At 36.5% G+C, this 17,402-nt stretch carries 12 protein-coding genes; 5 read left to right on the top strand and 7 right to left on the bottom strand.

The genetic code is table 11. The features are described 5' to 3' along the window. Positions 1–185 precede the first annotated feature (185 nt). Complete coding sequence (locus HXV90_RS04315) at positions 186–740, bottom strand: helix-turn-helix domain-containing protein (RefSeq protein ID WP_131520223.1); 555 nt, start codon at positions 738–740, stop codon at positions 186–188. Positions 741–873: 133 nt separating this feature from the next. On the opposite strand from HXV90_RS04315, the gene HXV90_RS04320 reads away from it, so the two are divergent. Continuing rightward, the gene (locus HXV90_RS04320; protein ID WP_103118129.1) at positions 874–2,082 is read left to right on the top strand and encodes an MFS transporter; all 1,209 of its coding nucleotides are present in this window, start codon (positions 874–876) and stop codon (positions 2,080–2,082) included. A gap of 166 nt (positions 2,083–2,248) precedes the next feature. Next, the gene (locus HXV90_RS04325) at positions 2,249–3,106 is read left to right on the top strand and encodes a PhzF family phenazine biosynthesis protein (protein ID WP_257960980.1); all 858 of its coding nucleotides are present in this window, start codon (positions 2,249–2,251) and stop codon (positions 3,104–3,106) included. Positions 3,107–3,359: 253 nt separating this feature from the next. Here the strand turns inward: HXV90_RS04325 and argH are convergent, their stop codons facing one another. The 4 genes from argH to HXV90_RS04345 form a co-directional block, all read right to left on the bottom strand. After that, positions 3,360–4,682, bottom strand: coding sequence for an argininosuccinate lyase (gene argH, locus HXV90_RS04330; RefSeq protein WP_269898470.1), 1,323 nt, complete (start codon positions 4,680–4,682; stop codon positions 3,360–3,362). A gap of 29 nt (positions 4,683–4,711) precedes the next feature. Continuing rightward, positions 4,712–6,283 (bottom strand): APC family permease, encoded by a 1,572-nt coding sequence (locus HXV90_RS04335; protein ID WP_269898471.1) that lies wholly within the window; start codon positions 6,281–6,283, stop codon positions 4,712–4,714. Between the two features lie 293 nt (positions 6,284–6,576). Continuing rightward, positions 6,577–7,872: a helix-turn-helix domain-containing protein gene (locus HXV90_RS04340; protein WP_054550140.1), complete on the bottom strand. Its 1,296-nt coding sequence runs from the start codon at positions 7,870–7,872 to the stop codon at positions 6,577–6,579. Positions 7,873–8,056: 184 nt separating this feature from the next. Further along, on the bottom strand, positions 8,057–8,938 hold the full coding sequence (locus tag HXV90_RS04345) for a GNAT family N-acetyltransferase (RefSeq protein ID WP_269898472.1): 882 nt from the start codon (positions 8,936–8,938) through the stop codon (positions 8,057–8,059). Positions 8,939–9,356: 418 nt separating this feature from the next. Between HXV90_RS04345 and HXV90_RS04350 the strand changes: the two genes are divergently transcribed. From HXV90_RS04350 to HXV90_RS04360, 3 genes are read left to right on the top strand one after another with little or no spacing between them, the layout of a single operon-like run. Next, on the top strand, positions 9,357–10,877 hold the full coding sequence (locus tag HXV90_RS04350) for a spore germination protein (RefSeq protein ID WP_054550138.1): 1,521 nt from the start codon (positions 9,357–9,359) through the stop codon (positions 10,875–10,877). Between the two features lie 16 nt (positions 10,878–10,893). After that, entirely contained in the window at positions 10,894–12,015 is a 1,122-nt protein-coding gene (locus HXV90_RS04355; RefSeq protein ID WP_131520226.1) for a GerAB/ArcD/ProY family transporter, read from the top strand. Beyond that, complete coding sequence (locus HXV90_RS04360) at positions 12,002–13,126, top strand: Ger(x)C family spore germination protein (protein ID WP_269898473.1); 1,125 nt, start codon at positions 12,002–12,004, stop codon at positions 13,124–13,126. Before HXV90_RS04355 ends, HXV90_RS04360 begins: the two co-directional genes overlap by 14 nt. On the opposite strand, the gene HXV90_RS04365 is transcribed toward HXV90_RS04360, so the two are convergent. Then, positions 13,127–14,077: a nucleoside hydrolase gene (locus HXV90_RS04365; RefSeq protein ID WP_269898474.1), complete on the bottom strand. Its 951-nt coding sequence runs from the start codon at positions 14,075–14,077 to the stop codon at positions 13,127–13,129. A 144-nt stretch (positions 14,078–14,221) separates the two neighbouring features. After that, positions 14,222–17,392 (bottom strand): ATP-binding cassette domain-containing protein, encoded by a 3,171-nt coding sequence (locus tag HXV90_RS04370; protein ID WP_269898475.1) that lies wholly within the window; start codon positions 17,390–17,392, stop codon positions 14,222–14,224. Positions 17,393–17,402: the final 10 nt, after the last annotated feature.

Here is a 17,402-nt window from a genome sequence, read left to right on the forward strand (position 1 = left end):
TCAATGTTTATTTTTATAACGCCAATTTTATCGATTTCCTCGTTTAAATGATTGGCGTGTAGCACATCCTTTACAAGCTTTTATTGATATTCATGAAAATAATAAACAATGATGAAATCGATAATCAGAATTATTTTTTTGCTCCCCAAAATAGGATCAGCTTCTGCTTGATTATTGTTGAACAATCATGGGGTTGTATATGTTAATGACAGCATTAAATGTACTTTTTCATCCGAGTGATTGATATACGTGTGAAGTTCTTCACCCTTGAATTTAATGACATCCCATTGGTTTAGCTGATGGGTTTTCTCTCCGACCTTTAGCTCCAATTGCCCATTTAATACAAGCACAATTTCCTCGGAACCTGCTAGGTGACACTCGCTGTATTCACTATTCGGTTCAAGACGACCTCTAAACCACTCAGTCCCATTTGTTTTGAATAATGGATCGACAAACCAGTCGTTATTATGACCTGCGAATTGGTAGTCTGAGCCAAAACGATGAACCTCTATATTTTCTTCAAAAGATAGTAAAGCGACAAGCGGAATATTAAGCCCTCTACAAATTTTCCAAAGAATATTGACAGTCGGATTCGTTTCCCCTCGTTCAATTTTCCCTAACGTCAATTTACTAACATTGCTGACATTCGCCAGCTCCTCTAAACTCATCCTTTTGCTTTTTCGAATTTCCCGTAAATTTCCTCCAACTTGTCCAGATAAGTCGATATTTTCCTCCTGCATTCTGCGCACCCCACCCATTGACTTTGTATAAATAGTATATTATAGTATACAAGTCGATTAATTATAGTTTATTTTTTAATTTAAAAGTTAACTATAGTATATCAAATAATAACTAAAAGAGGTGTTTTCAGTAATGGCGAAATCAAAAAACTTTCCGATTATTTGGAGCGTTTTTTCTTTGTTTATACTATCTATGAATTTACGAGCTTCGATCACATCTATCTCGCCGGTATTGAAAAATATTCAAATGGATTTGCAGATGACAAGTGTTGTTGTAAGTTTATTAACAGCACTTCCCGTATTTTGTATGGGGATTTTTGCACCATTGGCTGGCAAGCTAAGTGAACGATGGGGTATCGAATGGACGATTGGGCTATCCGTTTTATTAATTGGTGTATCAACAGCTTTACGGTTAGTGGCAACTTTTCCTTTATTTTTATTAGTAACAGCTATTCTTAGTGGGATAGGTATTGCTATTACAGGTCCACTGATTTCAGGCTATATCAAAAAGGAATTTCCTAAATATTCTTCTACGATGATCGGTGTATATTCTGCGGGTATGGGAATTGGAGCGTCATTAAGTGCTGGGTTAGTTGTGCCTGCTATGCATGCTTTTCATCAATCATGGAACGCAGCTTTAGCAATATGGTCGGTATTTGCTTTTATGGGTATTATTGTTTGGATTCCAATTATCAAAAAATCCAAGCATTCTCAAGAGTCATTAGAGAAATCTACAGGTCAAAAAAGTCGACTACCTTGGGGAAACCGATATGTTTGGCTCCTTATGGTCATGTTCGGTTTACAATCTGGCGTTTATTATTCCCTCGCGACATGGCTCGCTCCAAAAGTACAGGATATGGGATATAGTGACGCCTACGCCGCAACAACGGTCACTATTTTTTCTGTCATGCAAATGATTTGTAGCTTTATCATCCCCATCTTAATAAATAATAGTTTCAAGAGAAAGCCTTGGATGCTACTTTGCGCTTCAAGCTCCTTTATTGGCATTTTGATGTTAATTATGGGCGGCATCTCGCCAATTTTCTGTGCGACGTTGACAGGGATCGGTGCTGGTGGTTTATTCCCGTTAGCAATGATTTTACCTTTAGATGCTACGACTACACCAAAAGAGGCAAGTGAATGGACAGCGATGATTCAATTCGGTGGCTATATCATTAGTGGTATCATTCCTATGCTTGTTGGTGTCATCAAAGATATGACGAATACATTTGACGTTGCCCTTTTCACTTTATTATTTATCATCATCATTATCATGGGTCTGACGTTAAAGGTTAAAACAAAGACGGAATCAGCTACTATTCGCGTTCTTCCTAGTAGATGAAGTAAGGCGTCTTTAAACCGTGTTTCAAACAGTAGACATTCTATTTTTGAAGATGTCAGATGCTAAAATAGTTTGTCTCTTGCTTTTTAGCAAATTTACCCAACAACATTTTTACGTAGTTCTTTTTATGCTACAATTCACTATAAATGAGGAAGGAAGATGTTTTATGAAAATATCCGTTTATGTTGCAAGTGCATTTAGCAAGGATCATCAAGGTGGGAATAAAGCAGGAGTGGTATTTAATGAGGATACATTGACCACTACTCAAAAAATGGCAATAGCCAAAGAATTGGGCTATGCGGAAACCGCATTTATATCAGCATCTGAAATGGCTGATTATAAATTTGAGTATTTTACACCTAAGGAAGAAGTAGATTTATGTGGACATGCCACAATTGGTGCTTTCACGATACTGATGCATTTAAATAAACTTTTCAAGGATCGCTATACGATTGAAACAAACAGCGGTGTTCTTACTATTACGATAAAAGATGACATCATTTTCATGGAACAAAACAAACCGATATTCTATGATGTTATATCTCCAAACGAGTTTATCGACTGTTTTGACATTAAAGATATAGATAATAAATACCCAATTCAAATTGTTTCCACGGGCTTAAAAGATATTTTAATTCCGATAACAAGCGAAACACAATTACATGCACTGCAACCTAATTTTGAAAAAATAAAAGAAATCAGCGAGTATTATCATGTTGTCGGGACGCATCTGTATACGTTTAATGACAATCGAATAATATGTAGAAATTTTGCTCCACTATACGATATTAATGAAGAAGCAGCAACTGGAACTTCTAACGGTGCATTAGCTTGCTACCTTTATGAACAGCACCACTTGCAAAAAGAAGTCTATGTATTTGAACAAGGTTATTCTTTACACTCTCCTTCCGAAATATTAGTGAAATTAGCAACCAATAGCAAGAATGAAATAGAAAAAGTTTATGTTGGCGGCAAAGGCTATTACTGTGAAACAAAATATTTAAATGTAGAAGATATGGTGTGAACAAATAATTTCTCAACCTCAGACTGTAGATTTTTTGAATTTTAATTTAAAAATAGAAAAATAGATAAAAAGACAAACACATTTTTATAATTGAACAATGTGTTTGTCTTCAATTTCTGCTACCTTTTATGAGCTTGTGGGACATAACCGATTGTTTCCATTGCTCAAGTGGCACATCCTCAATGAATGCATTGCCTTTTTTCCACCCTAGAAGCCCGTCATGCATTTCAACAAAGTCGTTTTCCCTGCTTCATTATAATAATAAACCTACTTTAATCCCCTTATTTAAAATATTTTGATAGTCAATATAGTCATAGATATCGTCATCGATGAACGAACTTAATTCTTTCAATTCATCCATTGTTAAATCTTCAATGGCTTTGTCATGATCTTCACAATAAATAACGATAGAACCCACGATGCTGTGTGCATCTCTGAACGCAACGCCTTTGCTCACTAAATAATCAGCGACCTCTGTTGCATTCAGAAAACCTCCTTTGACTGCTTTTTTCATGTTTTCACTGTTCACCTTCATCGTAGCGATCATTTTTGACATAATTTGTAGACAAGATAATACGGTGTCCAATGCATCGAAAAATGGCTCCTTATCTTCTTGCATATCTTTATTGTAAGCAAGTGGTAAGCCCTTCATTGTTGTTAAGAGTGAAGTCAGTGAACCATATACTCGTCCTGTTTTGCCTCGTATCAGCTCAGCGGCATCAGGGTTTTTCTTCTGTGGCATAATACTGCTGCCAGTAGAATAGGCATCATCAATCGTAATAAATCTAAACTCTTGACTACTCCACAAAATGAGCTCTTCACTTAATCTACTTAAATGCATCATAATGATTGAAAAATCTGACATTAACTCTAATAAATAGTCGCGATCACTTACTCCATCTAAGAAATTATCTACAGGCTTAGAGAAGCCTAGCTCATAAGCTGTCATCTCACGGTTAATCGCATGAGTAGTTCCTGCTAATGCTCCACATCCAAGCGGGCTTTCGTTCATAATTTCTATCGCTTTCACAATTCTTTTTTTATCGCGGTTTAACATATGATAATAAGCCATCAAATGATGTTGAAACGTTACAACCTGCGCACGTTGAAGATGTGTGTATCCTGGCATCATAACGTTATTGTCTTTTGCTTTTTGTTCTAAGCTCTGTTGTAACGCTTCAATTGAGGCAATCACCTCAAACGCCTTGTTTTTCGCATAAAGTCTAATATCTGTTGCTACTTGGTCATTACGACTTCTCGCTGTATGAAGTTTTTTCCCTGTGTCACCGATCCGTTGAGTCAAATTCGACTCTACGAAACTATGAATATCTTCATAATTTCCTTCAATTTGTAATGTGCCATTATCAATATCCTCTAAAATGGAAAGAAGAGCATTCTCAATATCTTGTCCTTCCCTCTCAGTCAATAAATTGCATTGTACTAGCATATGGACATGGGCAATACTGCCTTTAATATCTTCTTTGTAAAGTCTTTGATCCACCTTTAATGAACTATTGAAATCTTCCATTAATTTGTTTTCTTCTTTTCTAAAGCGACCGCCCCAAAGCTTCATCATTCATTCTCCTTCAATCAATCTATTAAACGTTATGATATTTCAGAAATGCTTTCCTGTAATTCCTCAATATTTCCTCTTTTACGCATATACCAGACACCATTGTAAACAGCAAAATAGTAAAAGGCTAAGCCAAATATAGCGACAATTACGGACATATAAGGGTCAGGAATGATACCTTTCCCACCGAAATTCCCTAAGAAAGACATCAATACAAGCATTAAAATATAAATAATAATGTAGATACCACCAAAAAATTCAACTGATTGGTGTTTTTGAATAAAGAAAATTACTAAATAACAAACAATACCTATTATTAATCCAGTAATGGCTAGCTGTACCTTACTCCAATTTGTCCAATAAATAAGCAGTGTGGCAAAAACGAATGCCATTGGTGCAATGAATTGCATACCAGGTAGCCCATTATTTTTTGTCAGACCTACTCTACGGAAAACCATAACCGTTACACATGCTGAAGCATATTTAAAAATACCGATAGCTCCTACAATCGCAACGATAGCTGTCCAGCTTTTCAGTGGGAATAAAAATAATAATCCTACTAGGAAATTGAGTGCAAGTGCACGTGTTGGAACACCGAATTTTTTATTAATTGTTTCAAAATAAGATGGTAGGAATCCACTTTTCGCCATACCAAATACATGTCTTGACGTACCAGCTGTATAAGTAAGAGCTGAACCTGTTGGCGAAACCATCGCATCAGCTGTAATAATCCAAGATAGCCAAACCATATTAGCCATCATTGCTAAATTAGCAAATGGTGAATCAAATTTAATGCCACTCCAACCATTCGCTAACATTTCTGTTGGAACTGCGCCGATAAATGTAATTTGAAGTAACACATATAATACTGCCGCAACACCTAATGATGTAATGAGGGCAAGTGGAATATTTCTTCTAGGGTTGACGACTTCCCCACTCATCATGATGACGTTTCCAAACCCAGTATAAGCAAAAAATATTCCGGTTGTTAAAATGGCACTTAAACCAGCGCTATAGCCATTTGGTGCAAATCCTTGGCTTGAAAAATTCTCTGGATGAAAGCCTGTCATAAAAAATGCAATGATTGTTAGTACAGGGACTATAAACTTAATTGTTGTAATGATATTGTTCGTGACTGCGAATAATTTCACCCCAAAATAATTGAAAACAACAAAGAATATCATTAAAACCATCGCTGCAAGAATACCTGATGTTGTCAGTTGTTCTTTTCCTACATCATATAACCCTGGCCAAAACTGATTGGCATATTGAATAACACCTGATGATTCTACGGGAGCTGTAGCACAATAGCCAAACCAGATTGAATAACTAGTAACGGTAGCAAGCATTTTTCCGTGAGAATAAAGCGGATATCTTGCTAGGCCTCCTGTTTCAGGTTTTACTCTTCCTAATTCAGCATAAACAAGCGCTATGAGTGTGATAACAAACGCACCAATAATCCAAGAAAGTATGGCTGCCGGGCCTGCTAATTTAGCAGCTACCCATGGTCCAAAGAGCCAACTAGATCCTATTATTCCCCCTAGAGATAATGTTGTAAGTGACCAAAACCCCATTTTCTTTTTCAAATATTGTTCTTGACTCATGAATGTTCCCCTCTCTGAAAAGAGAATATTGGTATGACCCTTTTAATTTGGACGCTTCAATAAAATGACGTTTTGACAGGAAAAAAATTTACATATTTTACTCTGCAGTGCAATGTAGTGTAAGTGACTAATATAGATTGTGCTCCTTTCTAGATGATGAAACATTGCACACATTTTTCATGCACCATTAATTAAAGGTTATTAAAAGGTGTTTACCTTAAAATGATTTTATTTTAATCGTTTGAATTTTTCAACACTTTTTTACAAAAAAAATAACCATCTCACTTAGATGGTTATTTCAAACGATAAATTTTACTTGGTCGTCCTCTGGATATTTGTGCGTCTTTCCCTGTGTATTCGACGAGATCAACCTCACATAAACTGGCTAAAATGCGTCTAGCATTACTTTCATCCCAATAGAGATGTGCTGCTAAATCTTTAATGGTGAATTCCTGCCAATTCATTTTTTTAATAAGCGTGTATAATTTACTGTAATTTTTTAAACTAATTTTTGCTTTTTTTAATTTCTCTAATAAAATGTCATCATTAATACGGTATGAAAAGCTCACTTCATCTTCTTCACCAGCCGATTCAGTAATCGTTCCATTTTCTTGGACAATCACGATTGGTTGCTCCGATTTCTCCTTGGAGAGCTGGATGGCTCGCTGTGCATTGATTTCCGCAGAATGAACGGTTACCCCATAGCCAATTCCGACAGTGACTGTTGTATGGGATTCATGTGATAGCTGATAGATGGTATCCTGTAAATCCTTGATTTTACGTTCAATGGCTCCTCTCGAACTAAAAATGATATAGCGACCATTTCCTTTTTCTAACAAGGAGCCATCTAGTTGCTCACAAAATCGCAATAACGTTTCCTTTAATTTTAATTCCAAATACTGTAAGTGATAGGAGCTCTTCGCTTTTTCAGAGATTTTATCAAAATGTTCGATTTCGATAATTTGCACACCGATCTGTGTATCCTTAAAATAGAAGGCTCTAAGTTTTTCTTCCAGTATTCGTAATGTTTGGCGAATTTCCATATCTGTAGTGGAAATGTGATAAGCAGGGACACCTACCTCTTTCAGCCCGCGATAAACAGCTTCAAAGCAAGTCAAAGCACCTGCTGTTTTTTGTTGATTCCATAAGTCGATATGAAAATCCATTAATTCTTTTGTACTGGTATTTACATCAAAGGTTTTCACATAGATTTCTTTAGGCGCAAAATCTAGCTGTTTGACGGCTTGCTCCAAGTGTGAAGTCGTGATTTCATCAATGCTTACCTTGTTCAAAAATTCTCCCTGATAAAAGCCCATATGCAATAGACATTTATAAATGCCGGATTCAGTATGTTGAATATAAACTAAGTTTTCACCTGATTGTAACGTATTTTTCGCAACCATATATGAAATTTGGCCAGAAAAAAACCATGCATCAACAGCGTGATGATTATCCTTTACGATATTTACGGTTTCATGAAAATCATGATAGGGAAATGCTACGAAATTCATAGTCATTTCGTATTCTTTGCCTAATTGAATGATGCGCTCTACAGATGAATTAGGGCCAATGACTCCAACTGTATACATTATTTCCTCCTAGTAAAATTACTTTATATATACCATTCTATAGAGAATTGCCCAATATTTATAGTGTCAATTAAAAAAGTCTGTTTTGGTAAAGGACAAGGTGACAGGAGTCGCTCATATTTTATTCAAAAGCTCGCTCATTCTTTAATTCACAACGCTCCGAGACAGCCTTCGGAAAACCAACCTAGCAATGGGATGTTAAAGGAAACATAAAGTGCCCTTGAAAGAAGGGCTTTTTCGAGAGAATAAATAAGGCATCGTCATCATTTGTGGTGATGGTGGCTGTCAAGCCTTCGATTGTAAAGTCAGGTGTAAAATAGAATACTACTTTTTTTGTTGTATTCTTAATAATGCTTGCTAATACAGTCTCTGCATTGGTTGCCTGTAAAGAGATGATATCATAAATATTTAATACCCCTTCCTCCTCCTCCATTAATACTATTGTGTCAAATTCTTCTAAATAGTAAATAGCATGAGGGAAAACTAACGTAAAATAAAACATTAATAAACTTTCATTTTCCTCAACAGCAATCATACTAGAATGGATATAACGATTTTTTGCATACTCTTCAAGAAGTGCTAGATTCTGCTCAATTGTCAGCTGTTGGACGCTGGTCTGCTTTGGTTGAATAGGTCTTGTGGTAAGATCTAAGCTGTATTCACTTTCATGGATTCGCGTAAAGCCAAACTTCGGATAAAAATCTAGTACTGTTTCATTGGCAAAGAGATACATGAAATCACAGGCATCTTCGTACTCTTTCATGAGATGCAGCATCAACTGCTTTGCCAAGCCTTGATGACGATAATGTTCATCCGTCATCACTGTACCAATCTGAATTCCCTTTAATCGCTCATCATTTACGCGAATCGACATCTTATAAATAGAAGCATTCGCAATTACTTTTCCTGCTTGTACAAATGAGTAAGGAATATATTGGTCATTCCAATAGCCTTTGTTATACCAGCCTCGAAAGTCCAAACCAAATGTTTTCATAGCTAAATCATTAAAACTTGCCTTTAATTTTTCATTGTGACGATAATCACTAACTAATTCATATTTTGCCACGTCTATTCCCTCCTATTTTATGTTTCAATCGCTAATTTTTGTGGGAATCATCACCTCCTAAAAACAGAAAAAGACCCTATGAGAACAAGCTCATAGAGTCCTTTGTTATATAAAATATAACTGTGGATTAGACATCATTATGCTTCTCTTTTATCGCAAAAGGGCATTACTAAATAGACCCTATAATTTTTAAAAAAATTATAGAATAACCCCTTTATTAAATTCATTGAATTTAATTTGCGATAATTAGTTTTAGCATAAAAAAGCTAATCTCCCTTCTGTTTTTAAGAATACTATTATATTACCGTTATTTGTTAGATATGTCTACATGATGAAAATAACTGAAATAAGTATAGAATGCCCCTTTAAAGCCTATTCTATAAACGAAGTTAGCAATGAAGGGAGCCTACCATTTACTATGAAATTTAAACTACCTTTCAACAAACAACAACAACAACCAGTTCAAGAGGCGCCTAAAGAAAATCTTGTGAGAGTTGCACATGCCACAGATCATTTTATTCAATCGATTAAAAATGCTACTAATAATCCGGCAGATTTAATCGTTAAATCTCTTCCACCAAACGTCACTCTTATTTACATCGATAATTTGATCGATGATCAGACTTTAAATAATGATATTATTGCTAATTTACAGAGGAAGCCTCACGATACACCCGAGGCAATTGAGATGGCCCTTTCTATTGCAGAAGTCAGTCAATCCAGTCTACTAAGGGAAACCGTAGAATTGATGGTCAATGGTCATGTTGTGATTCACATAGGTGGCTTCCCGCAGACTATTTTAGCCAATATCGCTAGCAGAGAGTCTAGAGCATTGTCAGCGCCTGAGAATGAATCGCAGGTAATTGGTACACAGGTTGGATTTAATGAGAGTCTATCTACCAATATTTCCTTGATTCGTCGCTACATAGTGAGTCCTAATCTTTGTAATGAAAAAATAAAAATTGGTACACGGACAAGTACCTCTGTTTCTCTTTTATATATGCGTGGCATTGCCAATGATCAAATGGTTCAAACAATGCGTCAACGAATCAAAGATCTTTATATCGATGAGCTTATCGATAGTGCCGTATTAGCTGAAATGATTGATGATAATTCACTATCTGTCTTTCCACAAATGCTATTGACAGAAAGACCTGACAGATTTTGTGATGGCATTTTAGATGGAAAAATTGGGGTTCTCGTAGATGGTAGTTCAATGGCTATCGTTTCCCCTCAAGGATTTACTGAGTTTTTTCAAAGTCAAGAAGATCAAAATTTAAGATGGCAAATTGCTACTTTTCTTCGTTTATTACGACTGGCTGCCTTCTTTTTATCTGTTTATTTAACACCATTTTATGTGGCAGCTCTTACCTTTCATTATGAAGTGATTCCACAAGCCTTTCTCGTACCATTAAGTGAATCAAGGGCTTTAGTTCCTTTCCCGCCCATATTTGAGGCTTTGCTGCTGGAATTTATTATTGAACTACTGAGAGAAGCAGGAGCCAGATTACCAACTAAAATTGGACAAACAATCGGTATCGTTGGTGGTATCGTTATTGGAACAGCAGCTGTACAGGCAGGGATTACCAGTAATATATTGCTGATTATCATTGCGTTAAGTGCTCTAGCCTCTTTTACGTCGCCAAGTTATATGATGGGCAATGTGATTCGTCTTATTCGCTTCCCTATTATTATACTTGCAGGATTTTGGGGTTTTTATGGTATCATGTTGGCTTTTTGTTTTATTCTGATTCATTTGTTACGTCAGTCAAGCTTGGGTGCTCCGTATATGTCTCCCTTCTATCCACCGAGGTTGAAGGAAATGCGGGATAGTATTATTAGAATGCCTGTCCCATTAACATCAAAAAGACCTGCTTTGACAAGACCAAAGGATGAACATAAATTTGTGCCAGAGCCAGTGAAACCTGATAAAAGTTGAACTGAAGGTGAAATAAATGGCAAAACCTATACAACTTAGCCCTAAAGATATGATTAATGCTTATTTGCTTTTTTTTGTGGTACACGGTGCTCAAATTGGGGTTGGTATACAGGGATTTCAACGTATTATCTATCAGGATGCTAGACAGGATGCATGGATTTCTGTTCTACTGGCTGGGATTGCCACACATCTTGTTACGTTTTGTATGATTAAAACGTTAGAAATTTACGGCTCTGATGATCTTTACGGAATTCAAATTGATATTTTTGGCAAATGGATTGGCAATTTTTTAAATGCAATTTATGTCATCTATTGCTCCGTGGCGTTCTTTTCTGTTTTACGAAATTATATTGAAGTTATACAAGCATGGATTTTTCCTAGCATCGAGACCTGGTTCCTGTCAGCAACTTTATTAATTATTATTATTTATGCCTTTACGGGAGGGCTTCGTGTCATTGTAGGCGTGTCTTTTTTTAGTATCATTCTCTCCTTATGGATTTTCCCAATGCTAGCATTTCCGATGAAATACGCTACAGTAGAAAGTCTTCTCCCTATTTTAGAAAATGATATTCGCTCCATTTTAAAAGGGGCACAATCAATGACCTTTACGATTATCGGCTTTGAAATTCTAAACGTGATTTACCCCTTTGTAAAAGACAAGAAAAAAATCAGAAAACCTGTTCATTTAGGACTATTAGCTACAACCATCATCTATTTAGCCGTGATGCTGGTGTCCATTGCTTATTACAGTGAGGGCAAGCTATTGAAAACGATATGGGCAACTTTGACATTATTTAGTTTTATTAGCTTTCCCTTTATGGAACGCTTTGAATTTGTAGCTGTTTGTTTTTGGATGCTAATCATTTTACCGAATCTATGTCTATACTTATGGGCTGCGTACCGCGGAGCAATTCGTTTATTCCCGATAAGTGAAAAGACATTTGTTTGGCTCTTTTCATTCATCGTTTTAATTGGAACATTATTGGTTCAAACACGGACACAGATTAATACAATTAACACGGTATTTGGACAGATTGCTTTTTACGTAATCTTTGTCTACCCTATTTTACTTTGGCCAATAGCACGACTAAAGAAGAACTTCACATCAAAGAAGGTGAAAAAGAATGAACAAACTTAGAGGAAGATGGATGATTCTTCTATCCTTTGTTTTTTTATATGGATGTGCACAAACCAATATTTTGGATAAAGTTGGATTAACTACTTTAGTCGGCTATGATGTAGGAACAGAGGATAAAATAAAGACAACAGCTGTTATTCGTGAAGTAAATCCCGAATTTCAAAGCAATGTGGAAGTTCTGTCTACAGAAAACGATACGAGTAAAGGAAATCGGATGGAAGCCAATCGTAAGCTTTCGAAAAAAATCATGGTTGGTCAAATGAGAGTCATCCTATTTGGAGAGGAATTGGCAAAAAAAGACCTTCGCTATTATATTGATACAAACCTAGAAAATGCTAGTGTCAGCAATGGAATCTTTATGGCTATTGTGGAAGGTGAAACAGAAACATTACTGAAATACGAATATCAAAATATTGAGGATATTGGGCAGCATATTTTTAGGTTAATTGAACAAAATGTCAAGCAGGAATATATGATTTCCTCTACACTTCATCAAATTGCCCATGATTTCTATTCATCTGGAAAAGAATTTGCCATGCCTATTATTAAAAGAGATGACGAGCTGGTGGAATTAAGTGGGATAGCTCTTTTTAAAGGCAGCAAAATGGTCAGTACCCTTCCAGCAAAAGATAGCTTTTACGTAAAGATTGTCAGAGATACCTTTAAAGTAGGTTTATATGAAACCGTTCTGGAAAACGAAGATGTACCTTCCGAAATTCTTCAAAAGCCTGCCAATAAAATAACGGTAGCCTTTGATGCAATCCAGTCGAAACGAGAAATGATGTTAGTTGATGCGGATACGCCAACATTTGACCTGAACATCAAAATCAAATCGAGAGTATTAGAGGTGTACCCTGATATCAATCAAGGGGACCCAAAAAGTGTGGCGGCACTGGAAAAAGCAATCGAGAAAAAATTGTCAAAGGAAATACGTAGAGTGATTGCTCATAGTCAGGAAGTTGAGTCTGATATCTTTGGCTTTGGTGAGAAATATCGAAGCGAAGTAAGACATTCTAAGCTAACAAAGGATAAATGGCAAAAAATATATAAAGACATGAAGGTAAATGTCCATGTTGATTTTACAATTTTAAGGGATGGCGTTTTTGAATAACTAGTGAAATGGTTGCCCTGTCATAACCGATAAAAAGTTTTGGAAAAAATGTTCATAATGAATATCAAAGGCAATACGATGCTTTTTTTCGCCATTATTATTTTCATAAGGTCTTGTCTCGGCAATACTTTGCCCCCTTGCAGGTCCTTCTAACTTGTCGACAACGGTTACAGGATAGGACTCATAAATAAACAAGTCAGGATAAATAACTGCCATTAGTGTTAACGCATCATGCACGGGACTTCCTAGAAGTGAGGGGTCCCGTTCTTTATAAAAACGTGTATAGTATTCCATTAAGGGCTTTAGAATTTTTGTTTTGCCAAAGGAGTCAATATAGTCCACCATCCCAGGTGTGACAATGGCCTTTTGTGTCGCATTTAAAGGGATGATTGTCACATTCGTTGCATAGGTAAGCACAATATTAACGGCAAAGGGATCACCATGGAAATTCGCTTCAGCCACTGTCGTTACATTACCTGGCACCCAAAATGCTCCACCCATAATATAAAATTCCTTGATATTTTTCATAAGCTCTTTATAAAGGATAAGCATCGTGGCTAGTGAGGTTAATCGCCCAATATTGACAATAATTAGCTCATCATGCTTATACCTTTCAATAATGTTGACGATTTCAAAAAAGTTCTCAATTTTTAATTCGTGATTATCATTTGGAATGATGGGTCCAAGTCCTCGTTTACCATGAATTTCTGGGTAATATGTCGGCTGCTCTCCTGTTAAGGGTACTTCTGCTCCTAAAATCACAGGAATACCTTGAGGGAAGTCGAACAATTTCATGACATAATAAATATTGGATACCGCATCCTCTCGCGATACATTGCCATAATCTGCAACGAGTCCCACAATTTCTATTTCTTGATTAAGCCGTGCATAGATCAATGCCACCGTATCATCAATACCAATATCCCCGAATAACAGCACTTTTTTTACCAAACCATGTCCTCCCTTTTACTACCATTACTGTTATCTTTATAGTAATCAAAGATGACACGAATTATGAATTTTTGTGGAAAAATGAGTGAGTAATTCTAGTCCAACGAAAGAAACCCATATGCCGAAGCACATGGGTTTGATGATTTAGTGATTTGATTGAAGGAACTGATAGACTGCCATCATTTCCTGCTTATTCAATTCGCGTATACGATTAAAAATAGGAATATTGGCAACGGCCTCAAGATGGGAGCCCTCTGTAACAACATCGCTTACAGTACCAGTTAGCCATGTTTCCACATCAATGCCATCAACGATTTGCTGGCGTCCCTCCTCATTAATGCCACTTGCGCCACAGCTTACACAGGGCACGGTTAATTTATGGACTCCATCATGCAGTCCATCTTCAGAGAGCACCTTTTTCCCTTTACAGAATGGACAGGAATGACTGGCTTTGACTTTATTGATTTGGGTTACGATTTTCTTGTAGCCAAATGCTTCATATACATATGTTAGTTTTTTATATTTACCATTCGTAAAATATTGATCGATGATGGTTTCTCTTGTCTCCTGTATATTGGCAAAATCACAGATGGTCACTTGATTTTTATGGCTGATGCGCTCTAGATTATCTTTGATTTTGGCCCAAAAAGGAAAAGCATTTTGTAGTACGATTTCATAGCCGACAAAGCTTGCTAGCTCTAATTCCAGCATTTTTAGGGATACCTGTGTTTCCCTTGGCAATAAGGAAACATCCTGTAGCAGTGACATGTCTCCGCCCACGATGGCTTTGATTTTTTCTAGTTGTGGTAAGTTGCCTACAATGTTGATGACTTCATCAAGCGGTTGGCGAATTAAGTCACGAATATCTGTGTCCCCAAATCGTAATTTCTTTTGGTGGTTGAGCACAGTCCCATGACAAATTGGGCATGGTACCATTTCTCTTGTTTCCTTCATTTGCTCTTTAATAATGGATTTTGAAATCACGATATAACGACCAATGATAAAATTAAAGCCCTCCCACTTTTTCGAGGATTTCGTTGCCTTATCATAAAAGGACTTGTCCCAATAACCATATAAAAATGTATGCTTTTCTTCCTCAGTCATATCATGATAGCTTTTACTAATGTCCTGACCCAGCTCAATTTTAATCTGCTCAAAGAGAAATTCTAATTTAGAATGTTGATAGTATTTTAAAACCTCCATTATATCGGGATGTAATAGGCCGTCCCAAAATGGCACGTTTTTGTCTTGTACCACAAGATCAAAATCGAATTTTTCAATTTCCAATCGACCAGAGCAGCTAGGGCAATGATTTTCTTGGCTATAAAAATCGAAGCTTCTCGTATCCTTATTTGTTGGATGAGCAGCCACAATATGATTGATTAGACCACCTATTTCATACAGGAAGCTATATTGGCTATATAAATGTCTTTCCAAATCAATGGCAACAACTGGGGCAATTTTGTTCGATTCATATTCACCGTAAATCAGACGAGCCATGGAAGATAAGCTTTTTAAGATGCCACCCTTATATATATTTTCCGCATTTTTGAAATAGCTAATATGGTTGTCTTCTAAGTATTGAATGCCCTGCCTTAATGCGAGTGTAGATGTGATTTGTAATGGAGTTGAACCCATTGAATGATTATCCTGATTAAAATAATCTTCATGGCTAACTACATTTAGATGTGTTACAGGCTCCTGCTGTCTTTTACCGAAGTCAACAACAAAATCAGAGCTTTCCAGCATATAGGCATTATGCTCAATCATGATGATGGAGATAGATTCATCCTCTAGGATGTCCCTGACACTATCGATGAATTGGTTTAAAATGTTCTGAGATAGCCCTTTAGAAGGCTCATCAAAAATAAATAATGTATGGGGATTACGAGCGTTGGCAAATAACTCTGAAACTAGATGCACACATTGGAATTCACCAGTCGATAGAGATTGCGTTTTTCTCTCAAGCGTTAAGTAGCCCAGTCCAAGCTTAATCAATAAGCTTAAGCGTTTATGTGCGATATCCTCATTAGGTAGTTCATCGATTATATCTTCAATCGAGCGTTGGAAAATATCATCAATGTCCTCACTATATTTTGTTAGTTTCTTTTTAATATCAAGGAATGTCGCGACAGTGGAACGACTCGTAATGGATTGGTTACGATCTTGCCCAACCATCACGAGTTTGTCCTTTGGATAGCGTTTGATAAAATCTTTAGCAATACACTCATTAACAAGCGTTGATTTCCCACAACCAGACTCTCCTGTAAAGGTAACAAGTCGATTTTGTGGAATGTCTATTGCATCCATTTGGATATTACGGCAATATAAATCTCGGAATTGATAATAGGATGTTGGTGCTGCTGGATTTCGTTCCCAATAGATAGGCTTTGGCCGTGGAGATTCTTCAACGATTTTTCCTCCGTATTTTCCACTACCTGGTCCAAAGAATAGATGCTCGTCTGCCGTGTCTAACACAGTATCAGAATGATCAATCAACCAAATTTGGTTTTTAGCGCCTAGCTGTTGTATTTGCTCTAAAATTTTTAGTAAGGTGTTATGGTCCAGACCCACAGAAATTTCATCAACAATAATCACGGTGTTTTCGCTTGTTGCCATGAATTCTGCTAAGTAGAGCCTTGTTAATTCTCCACCTGATAAAGTCCCCATAATACGATTTAAGGTTAAGTAGCCAATATTCATTTGCATAATATTATGCAGAATATGCTGTTTTTCTTCACTGATATTTAATTCTTTTGATAAGGAATAGATGGCCTCTATACTTAAATGATGAATATCAGAAATACTATAGAGTTCATTCCATAAAGTGATTTTATACTGCTCCACTTCTGGACTATAGCGCTTACCCAAACATTTTTTACATTCTACATTTTTTGTCGTGCCTCGCCCCTTACATGCAGGACACCAGCCTAACGCATTGTTAAAGGAAAACATCTCTGGCGATAGCTGAAACTCATCTGCCAATCGATTACGAATTTCTTTAAAAACACCTGTATGTGTACCAATTGTGGAACGTGGATTGCTAGAGATTGAGGATTTTCCTAGAAAAAGTACAAGGGGCATGTCCTCCATTTTGATGGCACTGAAGTTCGTTTCCATAATGTTTGGAAACAAATATTGATATTCAGCCTTTGGCAATAAAGAAACAAGACGTTTTTTGGATTCTTCTCCAATCGTTTGACAAAATGTCGTCTTCCCTGAACCAGACAAACCTGCTATGGCTAAAGATTGATCGTCGGATAAAACGACATCTAGACGGTTAATATTATTGGCAATTAGTTCATTAATTTTCATTTAGTTATCC

This window comes from Lysinibacillus sp. JK80 (assembly GCF_027557635.1).
GTDB classification, from domain to species: domain Bacteria; phylum Bacillota; class Bacilli; order Bacillales_A; family Planococcaceae; genus Lysinibacillus; species Lysinibacillus capsici.

Coding starts and splice junctions, on each gene's coding strand:
- HXV90_RS04360 (WP_269898473.1), top strand. CDS start 12,002: ATGAACAAACTTAGAGGAAGATGGATGATTCTTCTATCCTTTGTTTTT.
- argH (WP_269898470.1), bottom strand. CDS start 4,682: ATGATGAAGCTTTGGGGCGGTCGCTTTAGAAAAGAAGAAAACAAATTA.
- HXV90_RS04335 (WP_269898471.1), bottom strand. CDS start 6,283: ATGAGTCAAGAACAATATTTGAAAAAGAAAATGGGGTTTTGGTCACTT.
- HXV90_RS04340 (WP_054550140.1), bottom strand. CDS start 7,872: ATGTATACAGTTGGAGTCATTGGCCCTAATTCATCTGTAGAGCGCATC.
- HXV90_RS04370 (WP_269898475.1), bottom strand. CDS start 17,392: ATGAAAATTAATGAACTAATTGCCAATAATATTAACCGTCTAGATGTC.
- HXV90_RS04325 (WP_257960980.1), top strand. CDS start 2,249: ATGAAAATATCCGTTTATGTTGCAAGTGCATTTAGCAAGGATCATCAA.
- HXV90_RS04315 (WP_131520223.1), bottom strand. CDS start 740: ATGCAGGAGGAAAATATCGACTTATCTGGACAAGTTGGAGGAAATTTA.
- HXV90_RS04320 (WP_103118129.1), top strand. CDS start 874: ATGGCGAAATCAAAAAACTTTCCGATTATTTGGAGCGTTTTTTCTTTG.
- HXV90_RS04350 (WP_054550138.1), top strand. CDS start 9,357: ATGAAATTTAAACTACCTTTCAACAAACAACAACAACAACCAGTTCAA.
- HXV90_RS04355 (WP_131520226.1), top strand. CDS start 10,894: ATGGCAAAACCTATACAACTTAGCCCTAAAGATATGATTAATGCTTAT.